The organism is Serratia sp. root2 (assembly GCF_031931805.1).
Taxonomy (GTDB): Bacteria; Pseudomonadota; Gammaproteobacteria; order Enterobacterales; family Enterobacteriaceae; genus Serratia; species Serratia inhibens.
The window spans coordinates 1-23676 of record NZ_JAUJXB010000004.1 but is presented as its reverse complement, the minus strand read 5'-3'; the positions used below and the strand labels follow the sequence as shown (position 1 = coordinate 23676).

General features: G+C 58.3%; 17 protein-coding genes, 1 tRNA gene and 1 rRNA gene. 6 read left to right on the top strand and 13 right to left on the bottom strand.

All coding sequences use genetic code 11. The features are described from left to right. Positions 1 to 34 precede the first annotated feature (34 nt). The 6 genes from QZQ97_RS17960 to QZQ97_RS17935 form a co-directional block, all read right to left on the bottom strand. A complete protein-coding gene (locus QZQ97_RS17960) occupies positions 35 to 1684 on the bottom strand; it encodes a Na/Pi cotransporter family protein (protein ID WP_311994570.1) in 1650 nt (549 codons plus the stop codon). A gap of 295 nt (positions 1685 to 1979) precedes the next feature. Next, positions 1980 to 2972, bottom strand: a complete 993-nt coding sequence (locus QZQ97_RS17955) for an ABC transporter ATP-binding protein (protein WP_311994569.1) — start codon at positions 2970 to 2972, stop codon at positions 1980 to 1982. 3 nt (positions 2973 to 2975) lie between these two features. Then, positions 2976 to 3761 (bottom strand): ABC transporter permease, encoded by a 786-nt coding sequence (locus QZQ97_RS17950; RefSeq protein ID WP_311994568.1) that lies wholly within the window; start codon positions 3759 to 3761, stop codon positions 2976 to 2978. 23 nt (positions 3762 to 3784) lie between these two features. Next, complete coding sequence (locus QZQ97_RS17945) at positions 3785 to 4624, bottom strand: ABC transporter permease (protein ID WP_311994567.1); 840 nt, start codon at positions 4622 to 4624, stop codon at positions 3785 to 3787. A gap of 8 nt (positions 4625 to 4632) precedes the next feature. Next, positions 4633 to 5430 carry an alkaline phosphatase family protein gene (locus QZQ97_RS17940; protein ID WP_311994566.1) on the bottom strand — a complete coding sequence of 266 codons (798 nt, stop codon included), beginning with the start codon at positions 5428 to 5430 and terminating at the stop codon, positions 4633 to 4635. An 11-nt stretch (positions 5431 to 5441) separates the two neighbouring features. After that, positions 5442 to 6503, bottom strand: coding sequence for an ABC transporter substrate-binding protein (locus QZQ97_RS17935; protein WP_311994565.1), 1062 nt, complete (start codon positions 6501 to 6503; stop codon positions 5442 to 5444). Between the two features lie 192 nt (positions 6504 to 6695). Between QZQ97_RS17935 and QZQ97_RS17930 the strand changes: the two genes are divergently transcribed. Further along, a complete protein-coding gene (locus QZQ97_RS17930) occupies positions 6696 to 7421 on the top strand; it encodes a UTRA domain-containing protein (RefSeq protein WP_311994564.1) in 726 nt (241 codons plus the stop codon). 73 nt (positions 7422 to 7494) lie between these two features. On the opposite strand, the gene metH is transcribed toward QZQ97_RS17930, so the two are convergent. Then, positions 7495 to 11205, bottom strand: a complete 3711-nt coding sequence (metH, locus tag QZQ97_RS17925; protein ID WP_311994563.1) for a methionine synthase — start codon at positions 11203 to 11205, stop codon at positions 7495 to 7497. 182 nt (positions 11206 to 11387) lie between these two features. Between metH and iclR the strand changes: the two genes are divergently transcribed. The 5 genes from iclR to QZQ97_RS17900 all read left to right on the top strand — a co-directional run bounded on the left by iclR (position 11388) and on the right by QZQ97_RS17900 (position 16924). After that, positions 11388 to 12218 (top strand): glyoxylate bypass operon transcriptional repressor IclR, encoded by an 831-nt coding sequence (gene iclR, locus QZQ97_RS17920; RefSeq protein ID WP_311994562.1) that lies wholly within the window; start codon positions 11388 to 11390, stop codon positions 12216 to 12218. 236 nt (positions 12219 to 12454) lie between these two features. Then, positions 12455 to 12994, top strand: a complete 540-nt coding sequence (gntK, locus tag QZQ97_RS17915; protein ID WP_062791567.1) for a gluconokinase — start codon at positions 12455 to 12457, stop codon at positions 12992 to 12994. Continuing rightward, complete coding sequence (gene gntU, locus QZQ97_RS17910; RefSeq protein WP_311994561.1) at positions 12991 to 14328, top strand: gluconate transporter; 1338 nt, start codon at positions 12991 to 12993, stop codon at positions 14326 to 14328. The genes gntK and gntU overlap by 4 nt, the downstream gene beginning before the upstream one ends. A gap of 110 nt (positions 14329 to 14438) precedes the next feature. Beyond that, the gene (edd, locus tag QZQ97_RS17905; protein WP_311994560.1) at positions 14439 to 16253 is read left to right on the top strand and encodes a phosphogluconate dehydratase; all 1815 of its coding nucleotides are present in this window, start codon (positions 14439 to 14441) and stop codon (positions 16251 to 16253) included. A gap of 29 nt (positions 16254 to 16282) precedes the next feature. Then, a complete protein-coding gene (locus QZQ97_RS17900) occupies positions 16283 to 16924 on the top strand; it encodes a bifunctional 4-hydroxy-2-oxoglutarate aldolase/2-dehydro-3-deoxy-phosphogluconate aldolase (RefSeq protein ID WP_311994559.1) in 642 nt (213 codons plus the stop codon). A 27-nt stretch (positions 16925 to 16951) separates the two neighbouring features. Here the strand turns inward: QZQ97_RS17900 and aceK are convergent, their stop codons facing one another. The 6 genes from aceK to QZQ97_RS17870 form a co-directional block, all read right to left on the bottom strand. After that, on the bottom strand, positions 16952 to 18706 hold the full coding sequence (gene aceK / locus QZQ97_RS17895) for a bifunctional isocitrate dehydrogenase kinase/phosphatase (RefSeq protein ID WP_311994558.1): 1755 nt from the start codon (positions 18704 to 18706) through the stop codon (positions 16952 to 16954). Positions 18707 to 18776: 70 nt separating this feature from the next. Beyond that, positions 18777 to 20084 carry an isocitrate lyase gene (aceA, locus tag QZQ97_RS17890; RefSeq protein ID WP_065506694.1) on the bottom strand — a complete coding sequence of 436 codons (1308 nt, stop codon included), beginning with the start codon at positions 20082 to 20084 and terminating at the stop codon, positions 18777 to 18779. A 47-nt stretch (positions 20085 to 20131) separates the two neighbouring features. Next, entirely contained in the window at positions 20132 to 21730 is a 1599-nt protein-coding gene (aceB, locus tag QZQ97_RS17885; RefSeq protein ID WP_311994557.1) for a malate synthase A, read from the bottom strand. Positions 21731 to 22118: 388 nt separating this feature from the next. Then, positions 22119 to 23048, bottom strand: a complete 930-nt coding sequence (gene metA / locus QZQ97_RS17880) for a homoserine O-acetyltransferase MetA (RefSeq protein ID WP_311994556.1) — start codon at positions 23046 to 23048, stop codon at positions 22119 to 22121. A gap of 381 nt (positions 23049 to 23429) precedes the next feature. Continuing rightward, a 5S ribosomal RNA gene (rrf, locus tag QZQ97_RS17875) occupies positions 23430 to 23545 on the bottom strand. 49 nt (positions 23546 to 23594) lie between these two features. After that, positions 23595 to 23670, bottom strand: a tRNA-Thr gene (locus tag QZQ97_RS17870). Positions 23671 to 23676 lie beyond the last annotated feature (6 nt).

Sequence of the window (23676 nt, the reverse complement as noted above, 5' to 3'; positions counted from 1 at the left end):
CTGCAATGCCCCCGATTTAATCGGGGGCATTTTTTTACAGCGTGCTCGGCGTATCGTCCCACTCACGCTCATCATCGCGTTCATCCTGATCCAGCACGTTATAGGCCACCGCGCAGAACAGCGAGTTCAGGCGTTTCATATCCCCCAACAACCCCAGATGCAGCGAACTGGTTTCGATGCTTTGCACGTTCTGCTGATGCAGGCGATCGACGTGCGCATGCGCGTAGCGGCGATCCAGAATGCGGAAACGGTGCTTGGAGCGTCGCAGCCGTTTGGCGCTGGTAAGATCGCCGGACAGGAACACTGACAGGCTCAGGCGCAGGTTGCCGACCAGCCGTTCATGCAGCGTATCCAGCTCCGCCAACCCTTCCGCCGAGAACGCTCGCCGTGCCGCGTGCGATTTCGCCGCCACGTCACCGGTCATGCGCTCAATGATGTCCCCGGCTTGCTCCAGGTTCAGCGCCATTTCGATGATTTCCGCCCAACGGCGCGAATCCTCCTCGCCCAAATCCTCTTTCTGGATCTGCGCCAGGTACAACTTGATGGCGGTATACAACACGTCGACATCGTCGTCCAAGCGGCGCACCTCTTTATCCTGCCCATTCTTGCCGTGCAGCACTTCGCGGAGCAGGATCATCATGTGTTCCACCACGTCGCCCATGCGCAGGGTTTCACGCGCCGCATTGGCCAGCGCCAGCGTCGGCGTATCCAGCGCGCTGGCGTCCAGGTGTCGCGGCCGCAGGCGGGGATCGTCGGCCGCCACATCGGCAATCAGGGTTTCGCATAAACGCGCCATCGGCCCGGCCAGCGGGATCAGTATCAGGCAGCGGATCAGGTTATAGAAGACGTGAAAGTAGATCACCAGTTCTTCGTTTTCGCCCGGCAGACGGGTCATTACCTCCGCCAGATAAGAGACAAACGGCAGTACCAGCACGCAGCCTACCAGCTTGAACAGCAGGCTGCCGAGCGCCACCCGACGGCCGGCGGCGTTCTGGCCGCTGGTATTGATGACCGCCAGCAAGCCACTGCCGAGATTGGCGCCAATTACCAGACACAGCGCCACTTTCAGCGAGATCACGCCGGATGCGGTAAGAGTGGCGGTCAACAATACTGCCGCCAGGCTGGAATAGCTGACGATGGCGAACAACGCGCCGGTAAGGGCATCCAGCATCACGTCGCCGGTCAGCGACGAAAACAGCACTTTCACGCCCGCCGCCTGGGTAATGGGCGTCGCGGCGGCCACGATCAGCTCCAATGCCAATACGATCAGCCCAAGGCCGATGCACACGCGCCCCATTTGGCCAACCCGGGTTTGCTTGCGGCTGAGGAACAGGAAAACACCGACCAGAATCAACAGCGGCGACAGCCAGGAAAGATCGAAGGTCAGCACTCGCGCCATCAAGGCGGTGCCGACGTCGGCACCCAACATGATCACCAGCGCAGGCGCCAGCCCCACCAACCCTTGCGCGACGAAAGAGGTGACCAGCAGCGCGGTAGCGTTGCTGCTTTGCACCAGCGCGGTTACGCCGATACCGGAGACGAACGCCAGCGGTTTTTTCTCGACGCTGTCGCTCAATACCCGGCGCAGATTAGCGCCGTAGACCCGCATAATACCGGTGCGCACGATGTGGGTGCCCCACACTAACAGCGCCACGGCGGAAAGCAGGTGAAGAAGGGTCAACACGGAAAATACGCTCCATTAACGCCCGGCAGGAAAAATCAAATCCATACCCTATGAATTTCGGGCTGCAGGACGGCGGCAAGCGGGTGAATCCCCAGGAGCTTACTCAAGTAAGTGACTGGGGTGAGACCGCGCGGCCAACACACCTGCAGCTTGAAAGGCGACGGGTATAGCAGGCTATCCTGCCTGCCGGGCGGTAGTCGGGCAGGACAGCGGTAACAGGCTGCAGACCGCATATTGGAGGGTTAACGCAACGGCAGGAATTATCCTGGAGTTATCATTGAGTGCCGCAGCGAAGTCATGCAACTTCCCGTAATGTAACAGTTTCCAAGTGTAGCCCAATTTCGCTGCCGTCGGGCCGCAAATCCTCGACCGACCGGTTGAGCGCGTCAACCAACAGCTCGATGCCACGAACCTGGACACGGTAGCGTACCACATTCCCCAGCAGGCTATGGCTGATGATCATCCCCTCAATCCCCTGCCCGGCCGGCAGCAGCGCGATCGATTCAGGACGTATCGCCACCTTGCCGGCATAATTGCGGCCGGTAAGTGCGCTCGCCTGTTCGGCACTCAGCAAGTTGTAGTTGCCGATAAACCCGGCGGCGAAAACGTTAGCCGGCTGGGTGTACAGGGTTTCCGCATCGCCGCTCTGCACGATTTGGCCCTTGTTCATCAGCACGATGCGATCCGACAACGTCAGCGCCTCTTCCTGATCGTGGGTGACGAAGATTGCCGTCAGGTTCAGCTCGCGCTGGATACGGCGGATCTGTTCGCGCAGGTGTTTGCGGATACGTGCATCCAGCGCCGACAGCGGCTCGTCGAGCAGCAGCAGGCGCGGGCGTGTCACCAACGAGCGCGCCAGCGCCACCCGCTGACACTGCCCGCCGGACAGCTGATGCGGGTAACGCTTCGCCAGTTCGGTCAACTCCACCAGCGCCAGCACTTCCTGTACCCGCTGGAGGATCTGCCCGGCCGCCAGCTTCTGCATTTTCAATCCAAACGCCACGTTGCCTTCAACGGTCATGTTAGGGAACAGCGCATAGCTCTGGAACACCATGCCGATACCGCGCTTTTGCGGCGGCACCGGCACCAGATCCTGGCCCTGCAGCAAGATTTGCCCGCTGTCGACCGATGTCAGCCCCGCCAGACAACGCAGCAGCGTGGATTTACCGCAACCGCTCGGCCCGAGCAGCGTGACGAACTCGCCCTCCTCGGCGGTGAAATCGATATCCTGAAACACCTGGGTTTGGCCATAGCGTTTGTTGAGGCGGGTGACGGTGAGATATGCCATGCGTTAACCCTTATTTTTATTCAGCAAATTCGCCAACCAGGTGACAATCAGCACCACAGCGAAATAAGAAATGACCAGTGCGCTGGTAAAGTGGCCGCTGCCGTTGCGCATGTTATAGAGATAAACCTGCAGCGTTTCATACTGGCTGCCCACCAGCAGGTTGGCGAAGACGAATTCGCCAATCAGGAACGAGAACGACAGCAGCACCGCAATCATCCCGCCCTTGCGCAGGTTCGGCAGCACTACCAGCAGCGCCGCCTGCCAGGTGCTGGCACCCAATAGGTGTGCCGCGTCCATCAGATCACGCAGGTTGATCGCCTGCATGTTGTTGCTGATGGCGCGGTAAATAAACGGCAGGGCAATCGAGAAGTAGCAACCGATCAGGATCCAGGGCGTACCGAGCAGCGGCAGCGGATCGGCGGCGAACAGCTGCATCAGCCCTACCGCCGACACCACAGGCGGCACGGCGAACGGTAGCAGGATCAGCACGTTCATCACCGCGTCCAGTTTGGGAAAATAGTACGCAATCACAAACATCATCGGCAAAATCACTACCACCGCCAGCACCAAAGTGCCGAAACAGATCAGCAACGAGTGCCACAGCGCCAGCAGGAAACGCGGGTCGCTCCACAACGTCGTCATCCACTTCAGGGTAAAACCGTCCGGCAGGATAGTGGCGCCCCACTGGGTGGCCAGCGCGTAAATCAGCGTCGCCGCCAGCGGTAACAGCAGGATCAGCAACAGCAGACTGGTCACGACGCGGTGGTAGCCGGTTTCAAAACGGGACATGGCCGCCCTCCGCAATATTATGATTATGAGCGCGCATTCAGGTAGCTCCTGCGCAACAGCCATTGATGGATCAGGGTAATAAACGCCATCATCGCCACCAACAGCATCGCCAGCGCGCTGGCCAGGTTCGGATCGAGGGAGATGTCTCCCGCCACCAGCGACGAAATACGTATCGGTATCACGTTGAAATTGCCGGTGGTCAGCGCATATACGGTGGCATAGGCCCCCAGCGCATTGGCCAGCAGGATGACAAAGGTGCCCATCAGCGCCGGTGCCAGCACCGGCAGGCCGATGTGCCGCCAGTAGCGCCAGGGGCTGGCGCCAAGCAGCGAGGCCGACTCGCGCCAGTCTTCGCGCAGCGCATCAAACGCCGGGTACAACAGCAATACGCCCAGCGGGATTTGGAAGTAGGTGTAAAGCACGATCAACCCGGTTTTGGAGTAAAGGTTAAAGCTCTCCATCAGGCCGTACTTGCGTAGCAGCAACGTCAGGCAGCCGTTCAGCCCCAGCAGGATGACAAAGGCGAAGGCCAGCGGCACCCCCGCAAAATTGCTGGTCATATTGGTAAACGACATCACAAAATCATGGAACCGCGTCTGGCCCAGTTGGCGCAGCGAGTAACTGCCGACCAGGGCAATCAGCAGCCCATAAACGCTCGACCAGAGGGAAATCTCCAGCGAGAACTGAAATGCCTGCAGATAGAACGGTGAGGTCAGGACGTCAACGTAGTTACCCAGCCCCCAGCCGCGGGTCTGGCTGAAAAAACTGCCGACCGCAATCCACACCAGCGGCGCGATTTGAAACGCGCCGAACAGCAGCATAAACGGCAGCAGGCACAGCGCGGCAATCCACTTAGCTTTCATTTTCACCCTTATGCCAACAGCGCACGGCAGCGCGGCTTGTCGTGTGCCACCTGCAACACCTCGCACAGCGTGCCGCACAGGTCGGTTTGCTGCGGATTGGCGTCGTTCTGGCTGAAAGCCGCACCGAACACAAACAGCGGCACCTGTCGCTCTTCCGGTAACACGCCGCCGTGGCTACGGTCGTCATTCATGCCGTGATCGGCCGTCACCATCACCTGATATCCGGCGCTTAACCAGTCGCCCAGATAGCGCGACAGCACGCCGTCGGCATTACGCGCCGCGTTACGGTACTGCGGTGAAGACAGGCCAAAACGGTGCCCGGCATCGTCGATGTTCATTGGGTGGATCAGCAGGAAATCGGGCTGATGACGGCGACGCAGGCTTTCGGCGTCGTCAAACAGATGGGAGTCCGGATAGCGATCGTCATAATAAAAATGGCCGTGCTGAATGGGCAGCCCGGTATCGTCGGTATGGCGATCGCGCGCGGCGTCGAACGGGGTACGGTTATACAGCTCACTGAACCAATGGTAGGCGGCCGCAGCGGTTGTCAGCCCTGCGGCGCGCGCATAGTGAAACACGCTTTGCTGATGCGAGAGGCGCGATACCTGGTTATGCACCACACCGCTCTCCACCGGCGGCACGCCGGTGAGAATGCATTCATACAACGGCCGAGAGAGCGAAGGCAGCTCGCTCTCCAACTGATACAACCGTCCGCGCCCTGCCGCACACTCGGCCTGCAGATATCCCATGGCGTCATGCGCCACCTGATAGTTCAGGCCGTCCAGCAGCACGAGGATCGTTTTCATGATGGTTTAACTCACTGCTGCATAAACATAATGACGTTTTCCTGCCACTGGCGTGGCAGCGTTTTGGCGCTTTGCTCCCAAGCCGCCGGATCGGCGATCGGATGGGCGTTTTTATACTGTTCGGCAGGCAGCAGCTTGGCTTTTACGTCGTCCGGCAGCGTCAGGTGTTCCGCGCGGATCGGGCGAGCATAGCCGCGCGCCAGGTTGATCTGACCGGCATCGGAGAAGATGTATTCGCGCGCCAGCTTGGCGGCGTTCGGGTGTTTGGCGAATTTGTTGATGATGGTGGTATAGCCTGACGTGATTGAACCGTCGGACGGGATCAACACTTCAAAGCGGGTTTTGTCGATCTGGTCACGGTAGTTCAGACCGTTGAAGTCCCACACCACGCCGACCTGCACTTCGCCTTTTTCCAGCGAAGCGATCACCGGGTTACTCAGGCTCAGGCGCCCGGCCTTGGCCAGTTTGCCGAAGAACTCCAGGCCCGGCTTCAGGTTTTTCTCGTTGCCGCCCATGGCGTAAGTGGCCGCCAGCACGCCGCTTGCCGCCTGCGAGGCAGTGCCGACGTCACCGATAGTAACCTGATAAGTGCCTTTCAGCAGATCGGCCCAACTGTGCGGGATCTCTTTCACCTGCTGTTTGTTAATGATGAAGGCGATGGTGCCGGTGTAAGCCAGCGCCCAATGACCATCCTTGTCTTTCGCCCAGTCAGGCACCTGTTCCCAGGTCGACGGCTTATAAGGTTGCGTCACCCCTTTTTGCACCGCGATCGGGCCGAATGCCGCCCCCACGTCACCGATATCCGCCGTGGCATTGCCTTTTTCCGCGTCGAACTTGGCGATTTCCTGCGCCGAGCTCATGTCGGTATCGACATGCTTCAGGCCATACTTGCTCTGCAGATCCTGCCAGGTGTCTTTCCAGTTGGCCCAGCTGTCCGGCATGCCGACGCTGTTGACTTCACCTTCCTTCTTGGCTGCCTGCTCCAGCGCCGCCAGATCGGGATCTGCGGCCCAGCTCATCTGGCTGGTCAGTACAATGGCACTGGTTAACACAGAAGCGCACAAACGTTTCATAACAGATGCTCCAGGTGGTAGTGTGGGAGTGGCTGGACTAGTCCAGCAAGAACCAAGCCAATCTAATGGACGAATGTGATAATTATATGTCAGTCCAAAAAAGCAGCAGTTTTATCTCATTTGCGTCCCCGAACCCGCGCCGCTGGTCTACCTTAACGAAGGCGAAACGCACTGAAATGGGGCACCTGTTGCATGAATGATGTACCGACCACGGTCGCGACCCTCTGCCGGACGCTGGCCGCCCGTATCGCCAGCGGCGAGTTCAGCGCCGACGGCAAGCTGCCTTCCGAGCGCGCCCTGAGCGAACAGTTCGCCACCACCCGCATTACGCTGCAGGAAGCGCTCGGCCAGTTGGAGGCCCAGGGGGTGATTTACCGTCAGATGAGACGCGGTTGGTTTATCTCGCCGCCACGGTTGGTGTACAACCCGTTGCAGCGCAGCCACTTCCACGCCATGGCCCAGCAGCAGGGACGTGACGCCCATACCGAGGTGATTGATACCGCTACCCTGAAGCTGTGCGACAGCCTGAGCCGGCGGCTGGAGTTGCCGCCCGGTACCGAAGCCTATCGCATTCGCCGGTTGCGATATATTGACGGGCGGGCAGTGCTGTATTGCGAGCACTACCTCAACCCGACCTACTTTGCCGGTATCCTGGATGCCGATTTGACACAGTCGCTGACCGCACTGTACGCGGAACGCTACGGTATCCATTATGGCCGGGTGCGCTTCGATATGCTGCCGACTCTGCTACCGCAGGAGGCAGCCACGATGCTGAAAGTCGCCTACGGCAGCCCGTCGCTGTTTATTACCCGGGTTAACCGTGACCAGCACGATCGGGTGATTGATTGCGATTTGGAATATTGGCGCTACGACGCATTGCACATTGATGTGGAGGCAGTGGCGAACGACGAGGGATAAGAAGGGGCCAACATGTGGCCCCTTGTGAGAGAGGCTGAGTGACAGGGACGCCGCATACAGCGCCCCTCCGTCATCAGTCGGCGTCGTAACCCAGGTTAGGCGCCAGCCAGCGTTCAACTTCGCTGATGCTCATTCCTTTGCGCGCCGCATAATCTTCCACCTGATCGCGCTGGATCTGCGCCACCGCGAAGTACTTGCTCTCCGGATGGCTGAAGTACCAGCCGGACACCGCCGCCCCCGGCCACATGGCGAAGGATTCGGTCAGCAGCATGCCGGTGTGGCGGTTAACGTCCAGCAGGCGCCAGATTTCCGCTTTTTCGGTGTGCTCCGGGCAAGCCGGATAGCCCGGCGCCGGGCGGATGCCCCGGTAATTCTCGCGGATCAGCTCTTCGTTGCTCAGGTTCTCGTCAGCCGCAAAGCCCCAGTGCAGCTTGCGCACCTGCTCGTGCAGGTACTCGGCGAAAGCCTCCGCCAGGCGATCGGACAGCGCCTTGATCATGATTTTATTGTAATCATCATGCTGCGCATCATAGGCCGCAGCCAGTTCATCCTCTTCCAGACCGCCGGTCACGGCGAAAGCGCCGAAATAATCGGCCTTGCCGCTGCTTTTCGGCGCAACAAAGTCTGCCAAACAGTAGTTAGGGAAGTCGGTTTTTTCCGTCTGCTGGCGCAGGTGACGGCTGACCACCAGCACCTCATCGCGGTTTTCGTCGCGATACACCTCGATGTCGTCACCGACGCGGTTGGCCGGGAACAGGCCGTACACGCCGCGCGGGTTGAGGCTGCCGTTGGCGGCCAGCATGTCCAGCATCTGGTTGGCATCGGCGAACAGACGCTTGGCCTCTTCACCCACCACCTCGTCTTCCAGAATCCGTGGATATTTGCCTGCCAGCGACCAGGTCATAAAGAACGGTGTCCAGTCGATGTACTGGCGCAGCGTCTCGATACCGGCCTCTACCGCATGTACCCCAAGCTGCTTCGGCACCGGCGGCTGGTAGTTTTCCCAATCCAGCGCCATGGCGTTATCGCGCGCTTTTTGCAGGCTGACCGGCGGGGTGCGCGGTTTTTTACGCGCATGCTGGATACGCACGGTTTCGTATTCTTTACGGGTGCGCGCCACGAAATCGTCGCGCTGAGTATCGGACAGCAAGGCCGACACCACGCCCACGGTGCGCGAGGCATTCTGCACGTAGGTGGTCGAGCCGCTGTAGTTCTGTTCAATCTTCACCGCCGTATGCGCCTTGGAGGTGGTCGCGCCACCAATCAGTAAAGGCAGGGTAAAGCCCTGGCGCTCCATCTCTTTCGCCACGTTGACCATTTCATCCAGCGACGGGGTGATCAGCCCCGACAGACCGATGATGTCCACGTTCTGTTCGCGTGCGGTTTTCAGGATTTTCTCCGTCGGCACCATCACGCCCAGATCGACAATTTCGTAGTTGTTGCACTGCAACACCACGCCGACGATGTTTTTACCGATGTCATGCACGTCGCCCTTCACCGTCGCCAGCAGGATTTTGCCCGCCGTGGTGCCTTTCTGCTTGCTGGCTTCAATGTAGGGTTCCAGATAGGCCACCGCCTGCTTCATCACGCGGGCGGACTTCACCACCTGCGGCAGGAACATCTTGCCTTCGCCGAACAGGTCGCCGACCACGTTCATCCCCGCCATCAGCGGCCCTTCGATCACTTCGATCGGGCGATCCGCCCGCTGCCGGGCCTCTTCGGTATCCAGTTCGATAAACTCGGTAATGCCTTTCACCAGCGAGTATTCCAGCCGTTTTTCTACCGGCCAGCCGCGCCATTCCGCCTGTTGCACCGCCACTTCGTTGTCTTTGCTGCCGCGATATTTCTCCGCCAGATCCAACAGGCGCTCGGTGCCGTCGTCGCGACGGTTGAGGATCACATCCTCCACCGCGCCGCGCAGTTCGTCACTCAGATCGTCGTAGATTGCCAGTTGCCCGGCGTTGACGATGCCCATGTCCATACCGTTGCGGATCGCGTGGTACAAGAAAACCGCGTGGATCGCTTCGCGCACCGGATCGTTGCCGCGGAACGAGAACGACACGTTGGACACCCCGCCGGAGATCATTGCGTGCGGCAGGTGGGTTTTGATGTCGGCGCAGGCCTCGATAAAGTCGACGGCATAGTTGTTATGCTCTTCGATACCGGTGGCGACGGCAAAAATGTTCGGGTCAAAAATAATGTCTTCCGGCGGGAAGCCGACGCGTTCGGTCAGGATCTTGTAAGCGCGGCGACAGATTTCGAACTTGCGCTCGCGGGTATCGGCCTGGCCAATCTCGTCAAACGCCATGACCACCATCGCTGCGCCGTAACGGCGCACCAGCTTGGCGTGGTGAATAAAGGCCTCTTCGCCTTCTTTCATCGAGATGGAGTTAACGATGCCCTTGCCCTGAATGCACTTCAGACCTTTTTCAATCACCGACCATTTAGAGGAGTCAATCATGATCGGCACGCGGGCAATGTCCGGCTCGCCGGCAATCAGGCTGAGGAAACGCACCATCGCCGCTTCGGCGTCCAGCATCCCCTCATCCATGTTGATATCTATTATCTGCGCGCCACTTTCTACCTGCTGGCGCGCCACGGCTAAGGCTTCGTTGTATTTTTCTTCTTTAATCAGCCGTTTGAAGCGGGCCGAGCCGGTGACGTTGGTGCGTTCACCGACGTTGACGAACAGCGTTTTGGCGTCGATATTCAGCGGTTCAAGGCCGGCCAAACGGCAGGCTACCGGGATTTCCGGCAAGGGACGCGGCGGCACACCCTCAACCGCTTTAGCCATCGCGGCGATATGCTCCGGCGTGGTGCCACAGCAACCGCCGATAATATTGAGGAAGCCGGCCTGCGCCCACTCGCCCACCTGTTTCGCCATCTCTTGCGCGTCCAGATCGTACTCGCCGAAAGCGTTGGGCAAACCGGCGTTCGGGTGCGCGGTGACGTAGCTTTCCGAGATGCGCGACAGCTCGGCAACGTATTGGCGCAACTCATCCGGCCCCAGCGCACAGTTCAGGCCAAAGCTCAGTGGCTTGACGTGGCGCATCGAGTTATAGAAAGCTTCGGTGGTTTGGCCGGACAGGGTACGGCCAGAGGCGTCGGTGATGGTGCCGGAGATCATGATCGGCAGTTCCACGCCAAGCGCTTCGAATTCGGTTTCCACCGCAAAGGCTGCGGCTTTGGCGTTCAGGGTGTCGAAAATGGTTTCGATCATGATCAGATCGACGCCACCTTCCACCAGCGCGCGCGTTGATTCGCGGTAAGCCTCCACCAGTTCGTCGAATGAGACATTACGGAATGCCGGATCGTTGACGTTCGGCGAGATAGAGGCGGTGCGGTTGGTCGGGCCTAGCACCCCGGCCACGTAGCGCGGTTTATCCGGCGTGCGCGCAGTCCATTCGTCGGCGCAGGCGCGCGCCAGGCAGGCGGCCTGATAGTTAATCTCGGCTGACAGCGACTCCATATGGTAGTCGGCCATGGCAATGGTGGTGGAGTTGAAGGTGTTGGTTTCGAGAATATCGGCGCCCGCTTCCAGATAACCGTAGTGGATCGCGGTGATCACTTCCGGTTTGGTCAGCACCAGCAGGTCGTTATTGCCTTTCAGATCGCTCTGCCAGTCGGCGAAACGTTCGCCGCGGAAATCGCTCTCTTCCAGCCGATAGCTCTGGATCATGGTGCCCATACCGCCGTCCAGCACTAAGATGCGCTGCGCCAGCTGCCGACGCAGTTGTTCTACTCGATTTGTCACTGTAACCCCTTCAATTGCCATCCAGCCCATCGCTTAACTGCCGCAAAAACCAACGAGTCATCCTAGCACAGGTTGTGCGGTCAAAGGGGTGAGCGGCTATTGAGACTTTTTCAGGTTGCCGACCAACACATCCGATGAGCTGATTGACGGCTTGCAATTCATCTGCAAAAAACGAAAATGAATTCCATAATACGGAAAGAGGAATGTGAATTATGGTCACCCCTGCTCCCGCCAAACGCGGCAAAAAGCCCCGCGCCGCCTCGCCGGCCACCAGCGCGGCGACCGGTCAGGTTCAATCGCTGACCCGTGGCCTGAAATTGCTGGAATACATTGCCGAAGCCCAGGGAAACGTGGCGCTGACCGATCTGGCCCAGCAGGCCGGGCTGCCGAATTCCACTACTCACCGCCTGCTCACCACCATGCAACAGCAGGGATTCGTGCGGCAGGTGGGCGATCTGGGCCTATGGACCATCGGATCGCACGCCTTTGTGGTCGGCAGCAGCTTTCTGCAAAGCCGTAACCTGCTGGCGATGGTGCACCCGACGCTGCGCCGTCTGATGGAAGAATCCGGCGAGACGGTCAATCTGGCCGTGCTGGATACCAGCGAGTATCAGGCCATTATTATCGATCAGGTTCAGTGCACCGCGCTGATGCGCATGTCTGCGCCGATCGGCGGTAAATTGCCGATGCACGCCTCCGGCGCGGGGAAAGCTTTTCTCTCTACCCTCCCGGATGAGCAAGTCACCAAATTGCTGCATAAAAAGGGCATGCAGACCTACACCCAGCATACCCTGACACCGCATAACCTGAAGGAAGGGCTGGCGCAAATCCGCAAACAGGGCTTTTCCTTTGACGACGAAGAACATGCCCTCGGCCTTCGCTGCGTGGCGGCCTGTATCTTCGATGAGCACCGGGAAGCCTTCGCCGCCATTTCGATCTCCGGCCCGGTGTCGCGCATCACCGACAACCGCGTGATCGAGCTGGGCGCGCTGGTGATCCACGCCGCGAAAGAGATCAGCCTGGAGTACGGTGGCATACGCTGAACTTACCCCGGGGCGCCGCCAGCGACGCCCCGTATCCCCACTGTTGTCAGCATGTAAATCTCTGTAGGCAGAGTGTTTCCAGCCCCGAAAAAAACTTGAAGCCGATCACAGTTAACGATCCTCACCGCTAAAGCTCATTGCAACCGGCCAAACTTCCTTCGACAATGTTACCGATAACATGTTACCGGTAACAATTGCATGCAAGGTAACCCTATTTGCCGTTTTGGAGCTAAGCCATGACCAACAATCAAAACCGAATCTACGTCATCATGGGCGTTTCCGGCAGCGGCAAGTCCGCCGTGGCCGCGGCGACCGCCCGCCAACTGTCCGCCGGGTTCCTCGACGGTGATTTCCTCCACCCGCGCAGCAATATCCTGAAAATGGCCGCCGGTGAACCGCTAAACGATGACGACCGTGCCCCGTGGCTGGCCGCACTCAACGACGCCGCCTTCGCCATGCAGCGCACCCATAGCGTGTCGATCATCGTCTGCTCTGCACTGAAAAAGCATTACCGCGACCGCCTGCGCGCCGGCAACGGCAACCTGTCATTCATCTATCTGCACGGTGATTTCCCGGTGATCGAAGCCCGTCTCGCCGCGCGCAACGGCCACTTCTTCAAACCGCAAATGCTGGTCACCCAATTCGCCGCGCTGGAACAGCCGGGGGTCGATGAAAGCGACGTGATGGCTGTCGACATCAATCAGCCTCTGGAAGGCGTAATTGCCGATACGGTGCGTCATATCCAAAGCTTCCTGCCACAGGACGTGTGCGCGTGAGTACGATAACGCTGGTCGGTACCGCAGTCGGCTCGGTTTTACTGCTGTTATTCCTGGTGATGAAGGCGCGCATGCACGCCTTCGTCGCGTTAATGCTGGTGTCTATCGCCGCCGGTATCTTCTCCGGCATGCCGCTCGACCGCATCGCCGACACCATGCAAAAAGGCATGGGCGATACGCTGGGCTTTCTGGCGATTGTGGTGGCGCTGGGTGCCATGTTCGGCAAGATACTGCATGAGGTCGGCGCGCTGGACCAAATTGCGGCGCACTTACTGAAACGTTTCGGTCAGAGCAAGGCGCATTATGCCCTCGGCATCGCCGGTTTGATCTGCGCCCTGCCGCTGTTCTTTGACGTGGCGGTGGTGCTGCTGATCGGCATCGTATTTGCCGTGGCCCGCCGCACCGACGGCAACATCGTCAAGCTGGCCATTCCGCTGTTTGCCGGCGTTGCAGCCGCAGCTTCGTTCCTGCTGCCGGGGCCGGTGCCGATGCTGCTGGCCTCTCAGATGAAGGCCGATTTCGGCTGGATGATCGCCATAGGGCTGGTCGCCGCCGTTCTCGGCATGCTGATTGCAGGCCCATTGTACGGCAGCTTTATCAGCCGCTTCGTTAACTGGCCAATGCCTGCGGATGAAAACGAACCGACGCTCAATAAGGGCAACCTGCCGTCATTTGGCTTTAGCCTGGCGCTGGTACTCTGCCCGCTGGTGCTGGTCGGCATGAAAACCATCGGCGCGCGGCTGGTCACGCCCGGCTCGCAATTGCAGCAATGGCTGGAGTTTATCGGCCACCCGTTCACCGCCATTTTGATCGCCTGTCTGATCGTGATTTACGGCCTGGCGAAACCGCGCGGCATGACCAATGAACAAACGCTGGCCATCTGCTCTGCGGCGGTGCAACCCGCCGGGATCATCCTGCTGATGACCGGTGCGGGCGGCGTATTCAAACAGATCCTGGTGGATTCCGGCGTTGGTCCGGCGCTGGGTGACGCCATGATAGGCGCTGGCCTGCCGATCGCCGTAGCCTGTTTCGCGCTGTCCGCCGTAGTGCGGGTGATTCAGGGCTCTGCGACCGTCGCCTGCCTGACCACCGTCGGTCTGGTGCTGCCGGTCACCAGCCAACTGGGACTTGGCGGCGGGCAACTGGCCGCACTGGCTATCTGCATCGCCGGCGGCTCGATTGTGCTCAGCCACGTGAACGACGCCGGTTTCTGGCTGTTCGGTAAATTTACCGGTGCCAACGAGTTGCAAACGCTGAAAACCTGGACGGTGATGGAAACGCTTCTGGGCAGCGTGGGTGGGATCATCGGCATGATCGCCTTCACCCTGTTTTAAAAAAATATAACGACATAACCCGCCCCCGGTCATTGCACATCAGGGCTGCAGTCAACCATCGGGGGCAGCGCCACTGGCGACGTCAATAACAACAGCAATGTGAGGAAGGTATGATTAATCCAACCCTGTCCCGTGTCACACAGCGCATCATCGACCGCTCCAAAGAGAGCCGCACCGCCTATCTGGCGCGCATCGAGGCCGCCCGCTCCCAAACCGTACACCGCTCGCAACTGGCCTGCGGCAACCTGGCGCATGGCTTCGCCGCCTGCCAGCCGGATGATAAGGCCGCACTGAAAAACATGGTGCGCAGCGATATCGCCATCATCACCGCCTATAACGACATGCTTTCCGCCCACCAACCCTATGAGAACTATCCACAGCGGCTGAAACAGGCGCTGCACGCGGTGGGGGCCGTCGGGCAAGTGGCCGGCGGCGTGCCGGCGATGTGCGATGGCGTGACCCAGGGCCAGGACGGTATGGAGCTGTCGCTGATGAGCCGCGACGTGATTGCCATGTCTTCCGCTATTGGCCTGTCGCACAACATGTTCGACGGCGCGCTGTTCCTTGGCATCTGCGATAAAATCGTACCGGGGCTGGTGATGTCCGCCCTGTCCTTCGGCCATTTGCCGGCGCTGTTTGTACCCGCCGGCCCGATGAGCAGCGGTTTGCCGAACAAAGAAAAGGTGCGCGTGCGCCAGCTGTACGCCGAAGGCAAGGCTGACCGCCTGGCGCTGCTGGAAGCGGAGGCCGCCTCTTATCACGGCATCGGCACCTGCACCTTCTACGGCACCGCCAACACCAACCAGATGGTGATGGAAGTGATGGGCCTGCACCTGCCGGGCGCGTCCTTTGTTCACCCGGCCACGCCGCTACGCGACGCGCTGACCGACGCCGCCGCACGCCAGATCACCCGCCTGACCGAAACCGCCGGCAATTACCTGCCTGTCGGCCAACTGGTGGATGAGAAAGTGGTGGTGAACGGCATTGTTTCACTGCTGGCCACCGGCGGCTCCACCAACCTGACCATGCACATGGTGGCGATGGCGCGCGCTGCCGGCATCATCATCAATTGGGACGATTTCTCGGAATTGTCAGATGCGGTACCGCTGCTGTGCCGCATCTACCCGAACGGCCCGGCGGACATCAACCAGTTCCAGGCAGCGGGCGGCGTGCCTTTGGTGGTGCGTGAATTGTTGAACCACGGACTGTTGCATCAGGACGTGCACACCGTGGCCGGTTTTGGCCTGGAACGCTACACCCAGGAGCCATGGCTGGATAACGGCCAACTGACCTGGCGCGAAGGCGTGGACGCCTCGCTCGACGCCGGCGTCATCGCCAGCGTAGCCCAGCCGTTTGAACACCATGGCGGCACCAAGGTGCTGGCCGGCAACCTGGGCCGGGCGGTGATGAAAACCTCGGCGGTGCCCGTCGACAATCAGATTATCGAAGCGCCGGCGGTAGTCTTCGAAAGCCAGCACGACATCGTTCCGGCGTTCGAGGCCGGTAAACTGGAGCGCGATTGCGTGGTAGTCGTGCGCTTCCAGGGGCCACAGGCCAACGGCATGCCAGAGCTGCACAAGCTGATGCCGCCGCTGGGCGTGTTGATGGATCGCGGTTTCAAGGTGGCACTGGTAACCGACGGCCGCCTGTCCGGCGCTTCCGGCAAGGTGCCCTCCGCCATCCACGTTACCCCGGAAGCCTACACCGGGGGCATGCTGGCGAAGGTGCAAAACGGCGATCTGATCCGCGTTAACGGCCGAACCGGCGAACTGGAACTGTTGGTCGACGCCGATGTGCTGGCACAGCGCGCCCCTTATCAGCCGGACCTGAGCGCGGAACACATCGGCTGCGGCCGCGAATTGTTCGGCGCCTTACGCAGCCAGCTTTCCGGCGCGGAACAAGGTGCCTGCTGCATTAAATTTTAATCGTTGCCCATAACTGGAGAACATCGTTAATGAACAATTGGAAGACAAGCGCAGAGCAAATCCTGATGGCCGGGCCGGTCGTACCGGTGATCGTCATCAACAAGCTCGAACACGCGGTGCCGCTGGCAAAAGCCCTGGTCGCCGGCGGCGTACGGGTGCTGGAAGTGACGCTACGCACCGCTTGTGCGATGGATGCGATTCGCGCCATTGCCCAGGAAGTGCCGGACGCGATTATCGGTGCAGGCACCGTAATTAACCCGCAGCAGTTGCGGCAGGTGACCGACGCCGGCGCACAGTTCGCCATCAGCCCGGGCCTGACCGATGAGTTGCTGAAAGCGGCCACCGCCGGTTCGATCCCGTTAATTCCGGGTATCAGCACCGTGTCTGAACTGATGCTGGGTATGGATTATGGCCTGCGCGAGTTCAAGTTCTTCCCGGCGGAAGCCAACGGCGGCGTGAAAGCGCTGCAGGCGATCGGCGGCCCGTTCCCACAGGTGCGTTTCTGCCCCACCGGCGGCATTTCGCCGGGCAACTACCGCGACTATTTGGCGCTGAAAAGCGTGTTGTGCATCGGCGGCTCCTGGCTGGTGCCGGCGGATGCGCTGGAAAGCGGCGACTACGCGCGCATCACCGAATTGGCGCGCGCAGCCGTTGCGGGTGCTGCGGCTTAATCGTATCGGGCGCGGCATGCCGCGCCCCTATGCGGTGGCTGATATTGCGGGCAGCGCCGTGCCGCTGCGCTGGCTGAAACGCCGCTTCTTGCGGTAAGCGAACACATCTTCCACATGTCCATCGCGGATTCGCTGTTGCAACCCGCGCCAGTAGTCGGCCTCGAACAGGTCACTGTGCATCTCTTCAAACACCTGGCGGATGCGTCGATCGCCGCACAGGAAATGCCTGAACTCCTCCGGAAATACGTCGTTCGGCGACACGCTGTACCAGGGCTCACTGGCCAGTTCGTCCTCCGGATAGCGCGGCGGCGGAATATCGCGGAAATTCACCTCGGTCATGTAGCAAATTTCATCGTAATCGTAAAACACTACCCGCCCGTGACGGGTCACGCCGAAATTCTTGAACAGCATATCGCCGGGGAAAATATTGGCCGCCGCCAGTTGTTTGATGGCGTTGCCGTACTCCTCAATCGCGTCGCGCATCTGTTGCTCACTGGCTTGCTCCAGATACAGGTTCAGTGGCGTCATGCGCCTTTCCATATACAGATGCTTGATAACAATGCGATCGCCCAAATCCTCCAGCTTGTCCGGCACCTCGCGCTGCAACTCCGCCAACAGCTCCGGGCTGAGACGCGCCTTGTCGACGACAAAATTCTCGTATTCCTGGGTATCCGCCATACGCCCGACGCGATCGTGCTCTTTCACCAGTTGGTAACAGGCCATCACCTGCGCCTGCGTCACCTCTTTTTGCGGTGCGAACTGATCTTTGATCACTTTGAACACCCGATCGAACGACGGCAGGGTAAACACCAGCATCACCATGCCTTTAACCCCTGGCGCGATGATGAACTGCTCCTGCGAACTGGCCATGAAGGTAAGGTATTCTCGGTAACATTCTGTTTTACCGTGCTTCTGGCAACCAATCGCCATATACAACTCGGCGGTGGTTTTACCCGGCAGGATCTCGCGCAGCCACTCGACCATAGCCGCCGGCAGCGGTGCATAAACCATAAAATACGAGCGGGCGAAGCCGAACACGATGCTGGCCTCGGCCTTGCTGGTCAGGCAGGTATCGATAAACAGCGCGCCGGAATCACTGTGATGAATAGGCAGCAGGAAAGGATAAACTCCGTCTGGCAACCGCAATTTGCCAACCAGCCAGGCGGCCTTATTGCGATAAAACAACTCATTGGCGATCTGGAACGTTGCCCCCGCCAGTTGCTGCGCGCTGAAGCTCTGCTGCAATGCCAGGGTGATGTAATGAATATCGCGCGGCAAGTTTTCCCACGGCAGGCGCAGGGGTAAATCGGTCAGCAGGGTATGCAGCATCGACGGGACGTCGCCGCCGGCGGTAAAATTGCGCGACAGGGGCCGCGGGATGTCGCGAAAACGCCCTTCCGGTTGTGAGCTGAAAACAAACAGCTTTTCCGGCGTCAGATCGCGGTGCCCGAACAGGCGGCAGTAAACCGAATTAAAGAAGCTTTCGGCAATCTCAAAACGCGGGTACTCCGGCAACAGATCGGTATAGACCGCCTTCACCCGGCTGGGAAAATCCACATCAAAATATTTTTGCCCAGTGATGCATTTGAGTTGCTCCACCACCAGACCGACATGATGATCATACAGATGAATACGCTTTTTCATCGCCTGTTGCACAGCCGGCCAGTCCGCCCGCTCGAAGCGCTGCTGCGCGCCGGCGGTCACCTCGAGGAAACGGCCGTATTGCGCATCAAAGCCCTGCAGGATCGTCTGTGCGATCAACAGCTCCAGTTTTGCCGCCATCCTTACCTCCCGCCAGAAGACAGAGCCTGCGTAAGCAGGCTCTGGAACACCCATTGTCAGCGCTGCTGCATCAGAACTGCTGCTCTTCGGTCGATCCGGTCAGTGCAGTCACCGAGGATGCGCCACCCTGAATGATGGTGGTGACTTTATCGAAGTAGCCGGTACCTACTTCCTGCTGGTGCGAGGCAAAGGTGTAGCCACGTTCAACGGCGGCGAACTCAGGCTCTTGCACCTTCTCGACGTAGTGTTTCATGCCTTCACCCTGCGCGTAAGCGTGCGCCAGATCGAACATGTTGAACCACATGCTATGGATGCCCGCCAGGGTAATGAACTGGTATTTGTAACCCATAGCGGACAGCTCTTCCTGGAAGCGAGCGATAGTTTGATCGTCCAGGTTCTTTTTCCAGTTGAACGACGGCGAGCAGTTGTATGCCAGCAGTTTGCCCGGGAATTTGGCATGGATCGCGTCGGCAAAACGCTTGGCCGCTTGCAGATCCGGGGTTGAAGTTTCGCACCACACCATGTCCGCGTAAGGAGAGTAGGCCAGCCCGCGGCTGATCGCCTGTTCGATACCCGCATGGGTGCGGAAAAAGCCTTCGGCAGTGCGTTCACCGGAAACGAATTCGCTATCGTAAGGATCGCAATCGGACGTCAGCAAATCAGCCGCATCGGCGTCGGTACGCGCAATCACCAACGTCGGCACGCCGAGTACGTCGGCCGCCAGACGCGCGGCAACCAGCTTTTGGATCGCTTCCTGAGTCGGCACCAGCACTTTACCGCCCATATGGCCGCATTTTTTTACCGCCGCCAGTTGGTCTTCGAAATGCACCCCGGCGGCGCCGGCCTCAATCATCGCCTTCATCAGTTCGTAGGCGTTCAGTACGCCGCCAAAGCCGGCTTCCGCATCGGCGACGATCGGCAGGAAGAAATCGGTGTAGCCTTTGCTGCCCGGTTCAATCTTGTTGGACCACTGGATCTGATCGGCGCGGCGGAAAGTGTTGTTGATGCGCTCAACCACCGTCGGTACCGAGTCAACCGGGTACAGCGACTGGTCTGGGTACATCGCGGTCGCGGTGTTGGCATCCGCCGCCACCTGCCAGCCGGACAGGTAAATTGCCTCGACGCCCGCCTTGGCCTGCTGCAACGCCTGGCCGCCGGTCAGCGCACCCAGGCAGTTAACGTAGCCTTTGCGTGATTTGCCATTCAGCAGATCCCAGAGTTTGGCAGCGCCGTTCTGCGCCAGGGTACAAACCGGGTTGACCGACCCGCGCAGGTTGATCACGTCTTCAGCGCTGTATGGACGAGTGATGCCCTCCCAGCGCGCTGATTTCCATTCCTGTTCCAGCTGTTGAATCTGTTGAGTACGTGAGGTAGACATAATTTTTATCCTTTTCAATAATGTAGGGTTAATGTTCAGGAATGTTTTCAGGCCAGTAATTCGTAACCGGGCAATGTCAGGAAATCGATCAGCTCATCTGAAACGGTGATTTTCTCCATCAGACGAGCAGCCTCGGTAAAACGACCCTGACTAAAACGTTGCTCACCGAGTTCTTCTTGAATAACGAGAACTTCTTCGGCAAGCATCTGGCGGAACAGCGCTTTGGTGACCAGTTGGCCGTCGCTGAGGGATTTTTCATGGTGGATCCACTGCCAGATAGAGGTACGGGAGATTTCTGCCGTCGCCGCATCCTCCATCAGGCCATAAATCGGTACGCAACCATTGCCCGAAATCCAGGCCTCAATGTATTGCACCGCCACGCGAATGTTGGCTCGCATGCCGGCTTCTGTCCGCTCGCCGTCGCACGGCTCCAGCAGCTGCGCGGCGCTGATCGGCGCATCGTTTTCACGCAGAACCTCCAGTTGGTTGCGGCGCTCGCCGAGCACCCGGCTGAACACTTCCATCACGGTATCCGCCAATCCTGGGTGCGCCACCCAAGTGCCGTCGTGACCGTTATTGGCCTCCAGCTCTTTATCCGCCCGCACCTTGTTCAGTACCCAGGCGTTTTTCTCGGCGTCTTTGCTCGGGATAAACGCCGCCATGCCGCCCATCGCAAAGGCACCACGTTTATGGCAGGTTTTGATCAGCAAGCGGGAATAAGCGCTGAGAAATGACTTGTCCATGGTGACCGATTGCCGATCCGGCAACACCCGATCGGCGTGGTTTTTCAGCGTTTTTATGTAGCTGAAGATGTAATCCCAACGACCGCAGTTCAGCCCGACGATATGGTCACGCAGGTGATACAGGATCTCGTCCATCTGGAACACCGCCGGCAAGGTTTCGATCAGTACCGTGGCTTTGATGGTGCCGCGCGGCAAATCAAAACGATCCTCGGTAAAGCTGAAGACTTCACTCCACCAGGCCGCTTCCTGCCAGGACTGGGTTTTCGGCAGATAGAAGTAAGGGCCGCTGCCTTTTTCCAGCAGTTGGCGGTAGTTGTGAAAGAAATACAGCGCGAAATCAAACAGGCCGCCGGGGATCGCTTCACCCTGCCACTGCACGTGTTTCTCCGGCAGATGCAGGCCGCGTACACGGGCGATCAGGACCGCCGGATTCGGCTTCAACTGGTAGATTTTTCCGGCTTCGTTGGTATAGGAGATGGTGCCATTCACCGCATCATGCAGGTTGATTTGCCCCTCGATCACTTTGTCCCAGCTCGGCGCAAGCGAGTCTTCGAAATCAGCCATAAACACCTTCACATTGGCGTTCAGGGCATTGATTACCATCTTGCGTTCAACCGGTCCGGTAATTTCCACGCGGCGATCGCGCAGATCATCAGGAATACCGCGAATTTTCCATTCACCTTCACGAATGGAATTGGTTTCCGAAATAAAACCAGGAAGATCGCCTTGATCGATCTTCTGTTGCCAGCAGGCGCGCGCAGCCAATAGCTTGTTGCGCTGTGGAGTAAACTTACTCACCAGTTCCGCCAGGAATTCGACTGCGTCATCCGTTAACACTTGTCGCTCAGCAGCGGTAAAACCCTGCGTAAACGTTAACTCCGTGCCTACTATCTGTTGCGTCATTGTCTTACTCCTTCCCATTGTTGCGCACCCGCCGTCGCCAAGAGGCCGGTACCTCTTTACCAGAAATCAATGTGGATCAGGGCATGCAAAACGATCCCGACTGGTCAGATCTCAACCCCATTGGATCTAAGAATACTCAACTAAAAATAAAAATCAAAAACGATTTCCATTTTAATATTAAATATTTTATTAACCTTTTATTATCAATTGGTTAATTAAAATAACGAATTTTACAGACAAGGAAACCGGTTCCATTAAAATCAATTAGTAGAATCAAGTAATTGTTTATAAAAGAATTTCACTGAAAATATGACGGAGGAAATGGGTTATGACAGGACAGAGAAGAGATCGGCGGCCTCGATTCAGCCGCCGGTTAAAATAAAAAACGTTACTCGAGAGTGGGGTTCATATGGCGCAGATCGTACGGTGTGATCTGGTAAACATAGTAATTCAGCCAGTTGGCGAACAAGAGGTGCCCATGACTACGCCAGGAGGCTTTTGGGGTGAGTGCAGGATTATCATCAGGGAAGTAGTTAAGCGGAACAACGGGGTTGAGGCCGGCATCGTTATCCCGACAGTACTCACCTGCCAGCGTCAACGCATCATACTCCGGGTGACCAGTCACAAACGCCAGCCGCTTGTCCTTGCTCGCGAATAAATAGGCCCCGGTCTGTTCCGACTCGGCCAGAATATCCAGATCCGTGTATTGACGGATAATCTCCGTAGGGAAATCCGCATAGCGTGAATGCGGGGCCAGGAAGGTTTCATCAAAGCCACGGGTCAGCAGTGCATGTTGCTGCAGCGTCTGGTGCTGATAAACGCCTGATAGCTTCTCCTCACGCGTCATCTTCGGGATGCCGTACAGGATATTCAGAGCAGCCTGTACCGCCCAGCACACAAACAGCGTGGAGGTGACGTGATTCTTGGCCCAGTCAATGACCCGTTCAATTTGCGGCCAGTAGGCAACGTCACAGAAATCAACTAACCCCAATGGTGCGCCAGTCACGATCAGACCATCGAAGTTCTGATCCTGAATATCTTCGAAATCGCAGTAAAAGTTGTTCAGATGCTCCGCTGGCGTGTTCTTCGACTCACGGCTATCGATGCGCAGCAGCTGGATGTCAATTTGCAGGGAAGAGTTGGAAAGCAGACGCAAAAACTGGTTTTCCGTCTCGATCTTCTTTGGCATCAAATTGAGGATCAGTACTTTCAATGGCCTGATTTCCTGTGTTTTTGCCCGAGAGGATGTCATCACAAAGACATTCTCATTGCGCAAGAAACTGACTGCAGGTAACTCATCAGGAACACGAATCGGCATTGCTTAATCCTCACACATCCGTTTATACGTTTAGACTTCTAGATGCCCGAAGATAGCGTTTTTTTAGCACAATGTCGAGTGTTCAACGGTAAGGTGAAAATGTTTCATTGCTGAAAATCAGGGGAATGAAAAGTGGGGATCGTTCAAAGGCTGGATAGCAAAAAGGCCATCCTTTCGGATGGCCTCTTGGCTTAATTGATGCTTGGCAGTGTCCTACAATACTCGTCTCATCCTGAGACTCACCCCTACGCGGCCGCCGCTCGCGGCGTTGAAGCCCGTTCCCGACGGGCTTTTCGCATGCCCATGCTCGAGTAGAACACCAAAAAATAGATAAAACAAAAAGCCCTACGCTTTCACGTAGGGCTTGTTGCTTTAATTGATGCTTGGCAGTGTCCTACTCTCGCATGGGGAGACCCCACACTACCATCGGCGCTACGGCGTTTCACTTCTGAGTTCGGCATGGGGTCAGGTGGGACCACCGCGCTATTGCCGCCAAGCAAATTCTTTTAATTCTTTTGCCGAACTTCTAAACCACTTTAAATAAAGTGGTGCTGATACCCAGAGTCGAACTGGGGACCTCACCCTTACCAAGGGTGCGCTCTACCAACTGAGCCATATCAGCACACTA